Source organism: Pseudomonas sp. HMSC066A08, from assembly GCF_001813025.1.
Classification (GTDB): Bacteria; Pseudomonadota; Gammaproteobacteria; order Pseudomonadales; family Pseudomonadaceae; genus Pseudomonas; species Pseudomonas aeruginosa.
In genome coordinates this window covers 62,977-74,199 of the sequence record NZ_KV811377.1, presented here as the reverse complement: position 1 = coordinate 74,199, position 11,223 = coordinate 62,977, and the positions used below count along the sequence as shown (strand labels likewise).

At 67.0% G+C, this 11,223-nt stretch carries 11 protein-coding genes, 1 tRNA gene and 1 pseudogene; 3 read left to right on the top strand and 10 right to left on the bottom strand.

What is annotated here, in order from left to right; translation table 11 throughout:
- Positions 1-41 precede the first annotated feature (41 nt).
- Positions 42-301 (top strand): annotated as a pseudogene (locus HMPREF2886_RS34010) (EscU/YscU/HrcU family type III secretion system export apparatus switch protein); the annotation flags it as partial.
- A 932-nt stretch (positions 302-1,233) separates the two neighbouring features.
- Here the strand turns inward: HMPREF2886_RS34010 and HMPREF2886_RS31435 are convergent.
- From HMPREF2886_RS31435 to HMPREF2886_RS31390, 10 genes are all read right to left on the bottom strand, one after another.
- Positions 1,234-2,442 carry a tyrosine-type recombinase/integrase gene (locus tag HMPREF2886_RS31435; protein ID WP_031629675.1) on the bottom strand — a complete coding sequence of 403 codons (1,209 nt, stop codon included), beginning with the start codon at positions 2,440-2,442 and terminating at the stop codon, positions 1,234-1,236.
- The gene (locus HMPREF2886_RS31430) at positions 2,429-2,878 is read right to left on the bottom strand and encodes an Arm DNA-binding domain-containing protein (RefSeq protein WP_031629673.1); all 450 of its coding nucleotides are present in this window, start codon (positions 2,876-2,878) and stop codon (positions 2,429-2,431) included. Before HMPREF2886_RS31430 ends, HMPREF2886_RS31435 begins: the two co-directional genes overlap by 14 nt.
- Positions 2,879-3,042: 164 nt before the next feature.
- Positions 3,043-3,118 (bottom strand) — tRNA-Phe (locus tag HMPREF2886_RS31425).
- A gap of 113 nt (positions 3,119-3,231) precedes the next feature.
- Positions 3,232-4,314 (bottom strand): oxidoreductase, encoded by a 1,083-nt coding sequence (locus tag HMPREF2886_RS31420; protein WP_070749101.1) that lies wholly within the window; start codon positions 4,312-4,314, stop codon positions 3,232-3,234.
- A gap of 27 nt (positions 4,315-4,341) precedes the next feature.
- On the bottom strand, positions 4,342-4,614 hold the full coding sequence (locus HMPREF2886_RS31415) for an oxidative damage protection protein (RefSeq protein WP_003096100.1): 273 nt from the start codon (positions 4,612-4,614) through the stop codon (positions 4,342-4,344).
- A 43-nt stretch (positions 4,615-4,657) separates the two neighbouring features.
- Positions 4,658-5,725 (bottom strand): A/G-specific adenine glycosylase, encoded by a 1,068-nt coding sequence (mutY, locus tag HMPREF2886_RS31410; protein ID WP_033967675.1) that lies wholly within the window; start codon positions 5,723-5,725, stop codon positions 4,658-4,660.
- A complete protein-coding gene (locus HMPREF2886_RS31405; RefSeq protein WP_070749099.1) occupies positions 5,722-7,962 on the bottom strand; it encodes an AsmA family protein in 2,241 nt (746 codons plus the stop codon). The genes mutY and HMPREF2886_RS31405 overlap by 4 nt, the downstream gene beginning before the upstream one ends.
- A gap of 93 nt (positions 7,963-8,055) precedes the next feature.
- Positions 8,056-9,162 (bottom strand): NAD(P)/FAD-dependent oxidoreductase, encoded by a 1,107-nt coding sequence (locus HMPREF2886_RS31400; RefSeq protein ID WP_070749097.1) that lies wholly within the window; start codon positions 9,160-9,162, stop codon positions 8,056-8,058.
- Positions 9,159-9,395, bottom strand: coding sequence for a Pathogenicity locus (locus HMPREF2886_RS31395; protein ID WP_033977079.1), 237 nt, complete (start codon positions 9,393-9,395; stop codon positions 9,159-9,161). Before HMPREF2886_RS31395 ends, HMPREF2886_RS31400 begins: the two co-directional genes overlap by 4 nt.
- 36 nt (positions 9,396-9,431) lie before the next feature.
- Positions 9,432-9,830: an acetyl-CoA sensor PanZ family protein gene (locus tag HMPREF2886_RS31390; RefSeq protein WP_033967681.1), complete on the bottom strand. Its 399-nt coding sequence runs from the start codon at positions 9,828-9,830 to the stop codon at positions 9,432-9,434.
- Positions 9,831-9,990: 160 nt separating this feature from the next.
- Here HMPREF2886_RS31390 and hisB point away from each other — a divergent pair, with 160 nt between their 5' ends.
- Positions 9,991-10,584, top strand: a complete 594-nt coding sequence (gene hisB, locus HMPREF2886_RS31385) for an imidazoleglycerol-phosphate dehydratase HisB (RefSeq protein ID WP_003096088.1) — start codon at positions 9,991-9,993, stop codon at positions 10,582-10,584.
- On the top strand, positions 10,584-11,222 hold the full coding sequence (gene hisH / locus HMPREF2886_RS31380; protein ID WP_003096087.1) for an imidazole glycerol phosphate synthase subunit HisH: 639 nt from the start codon (positions 10,584-10,586) through the stop codon (positions 11,220-11,222). Before hisB ends, hisH begins: the two co-directional genes overlap by 1 nt.
- The last annotated feature ends 1 nt before the right edge of the window (position 11,223 follow it).

The following is an 11,223-nucleotide window of genomic DNA, read 5'->3' as shown; positions in this document are numbered from 1 at the left end:
GCCCTGCAATTCCTCCGTGAACTGGTGCGGGCGAAATAGTCATGGCCGAGAGCGAGAGCGGGCAGGACAATACAGAGGAACCCACGGAGAAACGCCGCCGCGAGGCGCGCGAGAAAGGGCAGTTGCCGCGTTCGCGGGAGTTGAACACCCTGGCCATCCTCATGGCCGGCGCCGGCGGCCTGCTGATCTACGGCGCCGACCTGGCGGGCGCCCTGTTGCGCCTGATGCGCAGCAATTTCGAGCTGTCCCGGGAAACCGCGATAATACCGAGAGCATGCTGCAGTTGCTCGGCGCTTCGGCAAATGGGGGGACCGCCCCGTTATGCCCCGGGGTCGAGAAACACTACCTCGGCAAAACCGCTAAATCCGCTGTTTTGGATCTCCTGCAATGCAGGTAAAGCCTCCGGCATCTCGCCCAGGCAAAAGGACGCAAAACGTTGTTTTGACTGCGGACGAATTTCGTCGGAACAACCAGCCGAACGCCATGCGTACGCTTGGCCCGCGCGCCCCTGATTCGGGGTATTACGAGAATTTCGTAAAACCCTCACGCCCGACGGCTGAAGCCACCACTACGAAACTTTCGTAGTGAACATGCCCTGAATTTTCAGGAGATGATCGAGCGACCGTGCCCGCAATTTTGAGGAGACGGTCAGACCCCGCAGAATTGCGGCCTCTGGCGGGTCGTCCGCGGAGTTTCCACTTCGGATGCGGACAGGTCACGCTCCTGTCACAGGGGCAGGTCATGCACCTGAACGCGTTTCAGGGGCATTGCCTGAACACTGCCTAGGCCATGCCCGGCGCATGCCTGGGCATCAACGTTGGAGCAACGTTGGCTAACGGTGAACTAACGTTGACCGCGTTACCGGGAAGGGTCGCATTTCAAGTGCGCCCCCTTGGCGCGACCAGCGATGGCTCCGAACTGAGCCAGGGGCAAACGCTGTGTTATCTCGCAACCACCAATGGTGGAAGTGAGAAGATCCCACCTTGCCGGACCAATCGACAGGGGATCGCTAAGGGATCGCTCCCCGATACCAGCACAGTTCTGTGCCCGTCGTGTGCCGGACATACTCCCTTCACATGCCGGGAATTTTTCCTGCATGTCCCGGTCAGGGGCTGCAATGATTTTGCACTCCCCTCCAGCCAGAGTCTGGAAGGTTTCTGGCCCCTCCTGAGCGGCGGAAGATTCCGCCTATCTCCAGCACCTCATTCGCCTGAATGCGATCTGCCGGCACGTTTACGCCTGGCGCTTGAGACTCAGCACGTTGGCGCCCGAGCACAGCGCGTCGATAGAGTCGGCCCAAGCCTGCATCATGCCCCGGCGCTGTTCGAGGTAGGTGGCGTGGTTGTATGTGCCCCGTATCTCGTCCTTGTCGCCGTGTGCAAGCTGACGCTCGATCCAGTCCCGGTTATAGCCTCGGCTGTTCAGCTCGGTGCTGAGTAGATGGCGGAAGCCGTGACCGGTCTGTCGGCCCCCGTAACCCACCAGACGCAGTGCCTTGTTGATGGTGTTCTCGCTCATGGGGCGCTCCGCGTTCTGCTGGCCGGGGAATAGCAAGGAATAGCTGCCGGTGAGTTCATGAAGTTGGCGCAGGATGGTCACGGCCTGGCGAGGCAGGGGGACGACATGCGAGCGGCGGGCTTTCATCCTGGCGGCTGGGATGGTCCAGGTTGCTGTATCGAGGTCGAACTCGCACCAGGGCGCGGCGCGCAGTTCTCCAGGGCGCACAGCGGTGAGCATCAGCAGGCGAATGGCCGAGCGGGTGAGGGTGTGCAGCTTGGCGGTTGCCAGCTTCTCCAGCAGCTCTGGCAATTCGGCGAACGGGAGGTGCGGATGGTGGCGGGCTGCCTTGGCTGGCGCTGCCACCACGTCCAGGTCAGTGGCCGGGTTGCTCTCTACCACGCCCTTGGCCAGTGCGTATCGGTAAATCTGATGGAGCCACTGCCTGATCTTGCCGGCCGCGTTCAAGGTGCCGCGCGCCTCGACCTTGCGCACCAGGTCCACTAGGTCGGGACGTGTGATGGCGGCAACGGGGCGCGAGCCGATGCCGGGAATAAGGTCGTTCTCTAAGTACAGCTTGGCCTTGTAGGCCGTACTCTCCGCCCAGCGCGGGGCATTGTATGCGTACCACTCCCGCGCCAGCGTCTCGAAAGTCAGCTCGCTGACCTTCTTCGCTTGCTTGGAAGCCTTCTTCTGCTCGCCGGGGTCTTCGCCCTGGGCCAGTTGCTGGCGCGCCTCATCGCGGCGCTGGCGGGCCTGCTGGAGGGTGACGGTCGGGTAGGCGCCGAACGCGAGCCCTTTCTCTTTCCCGCCCACTCGGTACTTAAGGCGCCAGAGCTTCGAACCATTGGGGTTGACCAGCAGATACAGGCCCTGAGCATCGCTTAGCTTGTAGGGCTTTTCCTTTGGCTTGGCGGTTTTGATGGCGCTGTCAGTCAGCGGCATGGTTGCTGCCCTCCGGGGTGGCCGCCAGGAAGGCGCGTACGGCTGCGGTTTGCTCAGGAGTGAGGCGCAGCATCTGGCGGGGTGTTTCGATGGTCAGGGCGCCATCAAGGGCCATTACCAGGCGGAAGGCATTGGCGCGTGCGCGCTGGGTGATGCGCTCGGCGCGCTCCGCCTTGCGTTTGGCGCTGGGGTCGACGCCGGCCTTGATCAGTGCACGTGCATCGTCACGAGCGCGACACGCCTGCTCCAGGGTGACGGAGGGGAATGCGCCGAGAGAGAGCTTGTTTTCCTTGCCGGCGAATCGGTACTTGATGCGCCAGAGCTTGGAGCCCTGGGGCGTGACCTCTAGGTAGAGCCCATGCCCGATGGTGATCCTGTAGGGCTTTGACTGTGGGGGTAGCGCTGAAAGCGCCGCAGCGTCTGGGATTGCGCTCATTCTGGGGGAATCGTCTATGACCGAACCGGCGGTTCCACCAGATATACCCCCAGACTGTTGGGCTTACAAGGGGGCTTACGGGAATCATAGGCAACAAAAAACCGGCTCAGAGGCCGGTTTCTTAAGGGTTTCGGGTGGTTTGGGGACCACCTGAAAATGTTAGGTGGTGCCCAGGGACGGAATCGAACCGCCGACACGGGGATTTTCAATCCCCTGCTCTACCAACTGAGCTACCTGGGCAACGGGGCGCAATTAAACGGGTTTAGCGCGGCAGTGTCAACACCGGCGAAGAAATTTTTTTTGTTTTTTAACGCCTTACGATCCCCTCGCGGTTTCCGCCGGACTGCCGGGCCTCAGTTCCAGGCCTGGCGTTCCTCGTCGCGCAGCTCCACCGGCAGGCTCCGGCCTTCCTCGGCGGAGCGTCGTGCCAACTCCAGCAGGGCCATCAGCGCGCAGGCCTGTTGCGCCGACACCGGGTTGCGCGACTGGCCGCGGATGGCGGCGGCCAGCGCCTGGTAGTAGCGGCTCTGGTCGCCGGCCGGGGTGGCCAGCGACTGGCGCAGGCCCTGGCCGTCGATGTGCTGCAGCAGGTCGGGATCGCGGCCCCAGCCGGCGGAGCCGGGATGCAGTCCCAGCAGCAGTTGCGCTTCCTGGATGTCGGCGCCGGCCTTGAGCAGGCTGCCGTGGTCGCCGTGCACATTGAAGCGGGGCGCCGGATTGGCGGCGAGCATGCTGGCGCGCAGCGCCACCTGGCACTGTGGATAGTCGAGGAGGACCTCGAACCAGTCGTCGGTCTGCGCACCCTCGCGCAGCCGGCGCAGGTGTCCGTGCACACGCTGCGGTAGGCCGAACAGGCACAGTGCCTGGTCGAGCAGGTGCGGGCCGAGGTCGAACCATAGCCCGGAGCCGGGCAGGTCGTGTTCGCGCCAGCGGTCGCGGACCTGCGGACGGAAGCGCTCGATGGCCGACTCGAAGTAGCGCACCGGGCCGATGCTGCCGGCCTGCAGGGCGGCCTCCACGGCGAGGAAGTCGCTGTCGAAGCGCCGGTTCTGGAACACCGAGAGGACCTGCCCAGGCCGTTCGCGGGCGAGGTCGGCGAGGCGCCGGGCTTCGGCCAGGGTGACGGTGAACGGCTTGTCCACCACCACGTGCTTGCCGGCGCGCAAGGCCCGTTCGGCGAGGCTGGCGTGGGTGGCGTTGGGCGAGGCGATGACCACCAGGTCGATGTCGGCGGCCTCGATGGCCTCGTCCGGATCGGCGCTGACCCGGGCTTCGGGCAGGTCGGCGTGCACCCGACCGGCGTCGCGCGAGACCACGCGCTCCAGGCGCAACGCCGGTACCGCGCGGATCAGCGGGGCGTGGAAGGTCTTGCCGGCGAAGCCGTAGCCGATCAGCGCGGTGCGGATCGGAGGCAGGCCAGAGAGGGATGGGGTCATGGCGGCCTCCGTCGGGCGGGGTGGGGGTCAGGCGGAGGGCGGCACGTAGCCGTCGGCCTTGGCGTAGTCCTCGCCGGAGAGGAACTTGTCCATCTCCTGCTGGAGGAACTTGCGGTCCTCGGCGTTCATCATGTTCAGGCGACGCTCGTTGATCAGCATGGTCTGGTGCTTCTGCCACTCGTCCCAGGCCTTGCGCGACACGTTGTTGTAGATGTCCTCGCCCTTCGCGCCCGGATACGGCGGGCGATCGAGGCCGGGCAGCTCTTCGTGGTACTTGCGGCACATCACGGTGCGGCTCATGGTCGTTCTCCTGCAGTTGCCGCCGGGCCCGCGGGCCCGGCATTCACGCGGCCGTGCCGCGTCCGAGTTCCTGTTCTGCGCGCTTGAGCAGCTTCTTCACCGGAGCGGCGAGGCCCAGGCGCGGCGGGGTGGCGAGGTTATACCAGAGCCAGTCGCCCTCGGCCACGGCGCGCGGAGCGCCTTCCACCTCCACCAGCCAGGGCTCGATGGCGAGCTGGAAATGACTGAAGGTATGGGTCAGGCCGCTCAGTTCGCGGCGCTCGCCGAGGGCCAGGGAATGGCGCGCGGCGAGCGGTTCGAGGTCGTCGAGGTCGTCCAGTTCGGGGAGGCTCCAGAGCCCGCCCCAGAGTCCGCTGGAAGGCCGCCGGTAGAGCAGTATGGCGCCGTCGCGGTTGGCCAGGATCGGCATCAGCGTGCGCTTCTGCGGCAACGCCTTGCGCGGCTTGGGCTGCGGATAGTCGGCTTCGCGGCCGAGCAGGTGCGCGCGGCAGCCGGAGACCAGCGGGCAAAGCAGGCAACTGGGCTTGCTGCGCGTGCAGAGGGTGGCGCCGAGGTCCATCATCGCCTGGGTGTAGTGGTTGACCCGTGCGTGCGGGGTGAAGCGTTCGGCGGCCTCCCACAGCGCCCTGGCCACCTTCGGTTCGCCGGGATAGCCGTCCTGCGCCAGGTAGCGCGCCAGTACGCGCTTGACGTTGCCGTCGAGGATCGGTGCGCGCAGGCCCATCGACAGACTGGCGATGGCTCCAGCGGTGGAGCGGCCGATGCCGGGCAGTTCGGCGAGTTGCTCGACGTCGCGGGGGAACTCCCCGGCATGCCGCTCGACCACGATCCGCGCGGTCTTGTGCAGGTTGCGCGCACGGCTGTAGTAGCCGAGCCCGGTCCACAGGTGCAGGACTTCGTCCTCGGCCGCCGCGGCCAGTGCCTCGACGTCGGGCAACGCTGCCATGAAGCGGTCGAAGTAACCGAGCACGGTGCTGACCTGGGTCTGCTGCAGCATGATTTCCGAGACCCATACCCGGTAGGGGGTGATGCCCTGCTGCCAGGGCAGGTCCTTGCGACCGTGGCGGTCGTACCAGTCGAGGACCGCGCCGTTGAAGCCTTCAGGTGTCATTTGCGGTTGAACAGCCCTTTGAGTGCGTCTTTCAGCTCCGGACTGACCTTGTCGCCGAGCTTCTCTTCGAGTTTTTCGTTGAGGCGATTGCCGGCCAGTTTCGCGGCGACCTTGCCCAGGCCTTCCTTGTCCAGGCGGCAGGCCTTGGCGCCGAGTTCCAGCGGGCCTCGGCAGAGCAGCGGCCATTCGATGCCGGCGTAGCGCTGGTTGACCTGGCAGGCCGGGTCCGGCATGTCGCTCTTGTCGCCCTGGATCTCCACGCCGATGCGATAGTCCATGCCCAGCACGCGCAGGTCGATATCGCCGTGGCCGCTGACCGCCAGGCCGGGAATGGCCACCTTCAGGTCGGGGTTGCTGGCCACGCCGTTGGTGAAGTTCAGGCTGCCCTTGAGCTCGCGGAAAGGCGTGTCCTTGCCGCCGTGGGTACCGGCAAGGGCCTTGCGGTTGAGGGTAGCGATGCCCTGGCAGAGCTGTTGCTCCAGGTTGGCGTCGGGCAGCACGCCGTTGATCAGGCTGAAGCGTGCGTTGCCGTTGAGATGGTCGATCCAGGATTTCTCGCTGTTGCCGCTGGTGCGGATGTCGGCGTCGAGGTCGAGCAGCCCCTTCACCGGCGGTTTCTTGCCCTGGGCTTCGAGCAGGCGCTCCACCGGCACGTTGGCGATGTGCTTGGTGACGGTCAGTACGGCGCTGTCCTGGCGTACGTCGAGGTTGGCCTTGGCGTTGAAGCGGCCGTTGTACAGCCCGCCGCGCATGTCGTCGAGGCTGATCACGCCGCCCTGGCCGCGCAGCTTCAGGCTGGCGTCGTCGATCGGCAGCTTCTCGACGGTCAGCCGGCCGAAGTTCAGCGCCACGTCCAGGTCGAGCTTGCGCAGGGTCGCGATGGGCAGCAGCGGTGCGTCGCTCCAGGCCTGCCTGGTCGGTTTTTCCGGTAGCGGCGTGTTGCCCTGGGCGGCACTGGCCACGGTGGCGTCGACTTCCGCCTTGCGCGTGGCGCTGGCGGCATCCTGGGCCTGCTTGGCCTTGGCCGGCAGGTAGCGGTCGAGGTCGAGCTTGTCGCCCTTGAGCTGGGCGCGCAGCGATTGCCTGGCGAAATCGGCGATGCCGAAGCGGCCGCTGAAGGCGGTGTCGTCCAGGCCCAGCTTGAGGTCTTCGAGATCCAGGCTGTTGCGGCTGCCGGCCAGGCGGGTGTTCAGCTCGAACTTGCCGAGGGTGTTGGCGTCGGCCATGGCCGGCAGGGTCACACCGATGCCGGCGAGGAACTCGCGCAGGTTCATCGGCGCGATCGACAGGCCACCGCTGAACTTGGCGTCCTTGTCCAGCTCGCGGGCCTTCAGTTCGCCGAGGGCGCGCAACTGGTTGACGCTCAGCTTCAGGCCGTTCCACTCGGCGATCTGCGCCGACTGGTCGAGCAGCAACTGGCCCTGGGCGGAGAAGGTGGCGGTCTTGCCTTGCAGCGGCTCGCCCGAGGCTTCGCCGGAGAGCCTGGCGTCTTCCAACTGGTAGCGCCTGAGCGCGGTGTCGAAGCGCAGGTTGCCGGTCAGCTCGGTCTTGACCCGTACCACCGGCTGGTTGGTGCCGAGGTAGGCGTTGAGCTTCAGCGGAATGCTGCTGCCTTCGCGAATGGCGCCGGTGCTCAGCTCGATGCCCTCGACGTTGTACTGCTTGCCGCTGGCTTCGTCGGTGTAGGTGACGCGGGCGTTGTTGACGTTGAGGCTGTCGATGTCGAGCTTGATCGGGGTGCGCGGGCTGTCGTTCTGCGGTGCCGGCTCCGGTGCCCCCTTGCCGTCCGCTGCCGGCGGGGTGGCGGAAGGAGCGACCGGGGCCTGGGGCCGGGCCGGCTTGCCGATGTTTTCCCAGTTGCCCTTGCCCTGTTTGTCGCGGACCAGGTCCAGGCTCAGGCCTTCGACGCGGATCGCGCTCATCTGTACGTCCCTGCGCAGCAGCGGCAGGACCCGCACCGACAGGCCGAGCATTTGCAGGTCGGCGAACGGCTTGGTCGGCGTGGCGGTACTGGCGATGCTGGTGTCGTGCAGCTCCAGGCCCAGCCAGGGGAACAGGCTCCAGCCGATGTCGCCCTTCAGGTCCAGTTCCAGGTTGGCCTTGTCGCGGGCGATCTGGCGGATTTCGTCCTTGTAGTCATTGGGATCGAACAGGTGGGTCAGGGCGAAGCCCAGGGCCACGACGAGCAGTAAGAGTCCCAGGAAGAACAGCCCCAGGACCTTGCCGAATGCTTTCATGGACGAATCCTTTGTGCTGGCAGCGGTGAATGTGCGGGCGAGTATAACAACGCCGTTTTGCCAGGCCGACCCTGCGCGCGGCGAAACCTCGTCTCAGAGTGCGCGGGCGACCCGTTCGGCGAGCGCCAGGCTGGCGGTGAGGCCGGGCGACTCGATGCCGAACAGGTTGACCAGGCCGGGCAGGCCGTGTTCGGCAGGGGTTTGGATGATGAAGTCGGCGGCGGGTTCCCCCGGCCCGCCGAGCTTGGGCCGGATGCCGGCGTAGCCGGCCGCCAGGCGCCGAGGATCGATGCCGGGGAAGTAGCGCGAGATGGCCTGGACGAAGGCGGGGCGGAGGGATTCGTCGATGCGGTAGTCGAGGTTGTCCACGTAATTCACGTCGGGACCGAAGCGCAACTGGCCGCCGAGGTCGAGGGTGGCGTGGATGCCGAGCCCGGCGGTGCGTGCCTCGGGCATCGGGTAGACCAGGTGGCGGAACGGCGAGCGGCCGCTGTAGGAGAAATAGCACCCCTGGCACAGGTGCAGCGCCGGCACCAGGCGCGGATCGAGGCCTTCGGTGCGTTGCGCCAGCGCCTGGGCGAACAGGCCGCCGGCATTGACCACCCAGCCCGCGCGCAACCGGAACGCTTCACCGACGCTCTGTCCTTCGGCGCGCCAGCCGCCGGCGTGGCGCTCCAGGCGGTCGACCCGGGTGTCCAGCGCCAGTTGTGCGCCGTGGCGCTCGGCGACGGCCTGCAGCGATTGCAGGTAGGCGTGGCTGTCGATGATTCCCGTGCTCGGCGAGAGCAGCGCGGCGACCCCGCGGACCTGGGGCTCCAACGCGCGCAGCGTGGTGCCGTCCAGCGGCATCAGGTCGTCGACCCCGCAGGCGCGGGCGTTGGTCGCCAGGGCCTGGAGCTTCTCGCGCTCGTTTTCCTCCACCGCCACCAGCAGCTTGCCGATGCGCCGGTGGCCGACGCCGTGGCGGGCGCACCAGGCGTACAGGCGTTCGCGGCCTTCCAGGCAGAGATCGGCCTTGAGCGAGCCGGGCGGGTAGTAGAGGCCGGCGTGGATCACTTCGGAATTGCGACTGGAGGTGTGGCTGCCGACCAGCCGTTCGCGCTCCGCCACCAGCACGCCGTGGCCGGCTTCGGCCAGGCGCGCGGCGCAGGCCAGGCCGAGGGCGCCAGCGCCGACTACCAGTACGTCGACATCGTTCATGCGTCGCTGGCTGCGCGCTGCAGGACGGCGGCGATGGCCGCGCGCGCCTGCGGGCTGTTCTTCCAGCAACTGGAGCCGGTCAGCGCCGCGCCGCCGGCGAGGATACTCGCGGCGTCGCTGTCGCGCAGCCGGGCGAAGCTGTCCAGGCCCATCTGTTCCAGGCGTTGCAGCACGGTCGGGCCGACCCCCTTGAGGGCGAGCAGGGCGGCGCGTTCGGCGGAGGAAAAGGACATGGCGGAACTCCGTGGTTGGGACCGCCGCCGAGCATATCAGAGGCTGTCCAGCGGCAGCCCGTGGCGCGCGGCGAGGGCGCGGGATTCCAGGTGTCCGTCCGGGGCGGCCAGGCGCAGTGGCTTGCCGGCTTCATCGGCCAGGCGCCGGGCCTCGTCGAGGAGGCGTCGGCCGACCCCGCGGCCGCGGGTGATGCCGCGCACGCAGAGGTGCGACAGCTGCCAGGCGTCGCCGCCGCGCCGCAGCAGGGCGGCACCCAGCAGGCGGTCGTTGAAGCGTCCGGCGATCAGCTCGCCAGCGGCCAGCCCGGCCGCGACCAGCGCTGTGCCGTCGGCATGCGGGGAGCACAGCCAGTCCGGCGCGTCGGCGTAGATCTTCGCCAGGTCCAGGCGATCCTGGGCACTGGGTTGGGCGAGGGTTTCGACGATCACGGGCATGCGGCTCTCCTCGGCGGGATGGAAGGAGCGCAGTGTAAGCCCTGGCCCGCCGCCCGTGGGGCGATTCGCGCCGACGGTCGCGGCTGGCAGCGCCCGCCCGGGCCTGCCTATAATGCTGGCCCTCTTATAATTACGTGCAGTGTTAGCTGTGGAGCTGGTGATGGCCGAACGCAAGGCATCCGTCGCGCGCGACACCCTGGAGACCCAGATCAAGGTCTCCATCGACCTGGATGGGACCGGCAAGGCCCGGTTCGATACCGGGGTTCCCTTCCTCGACCACATGATGGACCAGATCGCCCGCCACGGCCTGATCGACCTGGACATCGAGTGCAAGGGCGACCTGCATATCGACGATCACCACACCGTCGAGGACATCGGCATCACCCTCGGCCAGGCCTTCGCCAAGGCCATCGGCGACAAGAAGGGCATCCGCCGCTACGGCCACGCCTACGTGCCCCTCGATGAGGCGCTGTCGCGGGTGGTCATCGACTTCTCCGGGCGGCCCGGCCTGCAGATGCACGTACCCTTTACCCGGGCCAGCGTCGGCGGCTTCGACGTCGACCTGTTCATGGAGTTCTTCCAGGGCTTCGTCAACCACGCCCAGGTGACCCTGCACATCGACAACCTGCGCGGGCACAACACCCACCACCAGATCGAGACCGTGTTCAAGGCCTTCGGCCGCGCGCTGCGCATGGCCATCGAGCTGGACGAGCGGATGGCCGGGCAGATGCCGTCGACCAAAGGGTGCCTGTGATGCAGACGGTAGCCGTGATCGACTACGGCATGGGCAACCTGCACTCGGTGGCCAAGGCCCTCGAGCACGTCGGTGCCGGCCGGGTGCTGGTGAGCAGCGACGCGGCAGTGATCCGCGAGGCCGACCGGGTGGTGTTCCCCGGGGTCGGCGCGATCCGCGACTGCATGGCCGAGATCCGCCGCCTGGGCTTCGACGCCCTGGTCCGCGAGGTCAGCCAGGACCGCCCGTTCCTCGGCATCTGCGTCGGCATGCAGGCATTGCTGGAGCGCAGCGAGGAGAACGACGGGGTCGACTGCATCGGTCTGTTCCCCGGCCAGGTGCGCTTCTTCGGCAAGGACCTGCACGAAGCCGGCGAGCACCTGAAGGTGCCGCACATGGGCTGGAACCAGGTGAGCCAGGCGGTGGAGCACCCGTTGTGGCACGAGATTCCCGACCAGGCGCGCTTCTACTTCGTGCACAGCTACTACATCGAGGCCGGCAATCCGCGCCAGGTGGTGGGGCACGGGCACTACGGCGTCGATTTCGCCGCCGCGCTGGCCGAAGGCTCGCGTTTCGCCGTGCAGTTCCACCCGGAAAAGAGCCATACCCACGGCCTGCAACTGCTGCAGAACTTCGTGGCCTGGGATGGGCGCTGGTAGG

Bases quoted from the DNA above. Each gene is read 5' to 3' on its own strand.
- HMPREF2886_RS31400 (WP_070749097.1), bottom strand. From the start codon at position 9,162: ATGAACGATGTCGACGTACTGGTAGTCGGCGCTGGCGCCCTCGGCCTG.
- mutY (WP_033967675.1), bottom strand. From the start codon at position 5,725: ATGACACCTGAAGGCTTCAACGGCGCGGTCCTCGACTGGTACGACCGC.
- HMPREF2886_RS31435 (WP_031629675.1), bottom strand. From the start codon at position 2,442: ATGCCGCTGACTGACAGCGCCATCAAAACCGCCAAGCCAAAGGAAAAG.
- HMPREF2886_RS31395 (WP_033977079.1), bottom strand. From the start codon at position 9,395: ATGTCCTTTTCCTCCGCCGAACGCGCCGCCCTGCTCGCCCTCAAGGGG.
- HMPREF2886_RS31430 (WP_031629673.1), bottom strand. From the start codon at position 2,878: ATGAGCGCAATCCCAGACGCTGCGGCGCTTTCAGCGCTACCCCCACAG.
- HMPREF2886_RS31420 (WP_070749101.1), bottom strand. From the start codon at position 4,314: ATGACCCCATCCCTCTCTGGCCTGCCTCCGATCCGCACCGCGCTGATC.
- HMPREF2886_RS31405 (WP_070749099.1), bottom strand. From the start codon at position 7,962: ATGAAAGCATTCGGCAAGGTCCTGGGGCTGTTCTTCCTGGGACTCTTA.
- HMPREF2886_RS31415 (WP_003096100.1), bottom strand. From the start codon at position 4,614: ATGAGCCGCACCGTGATGTGCCGCAAGTACCACGAAGAGCTGCCCGGC.
- HMPREF2886_RS31390 (WP_033967681.1), bottom strand. From the start codon at position 9,830: ATGCCCGTGATCGTCGAAACCCTCGCCCAACCCAGTGCCCAGGATCGC.
- hisH (WP_003096087.1), top strand. From the start codon at position 10,584: ATGCAGACGGTAGCCGTGATCGACTACGGCATGGGCAACCTGCACTCG.
- hisB (WP_003096088.1), top strand. From the start codon at position 9,991: ATGGCCGAACGCAAGGCATCCGTCGCGCGCGACACCCTGGAGACCCAG.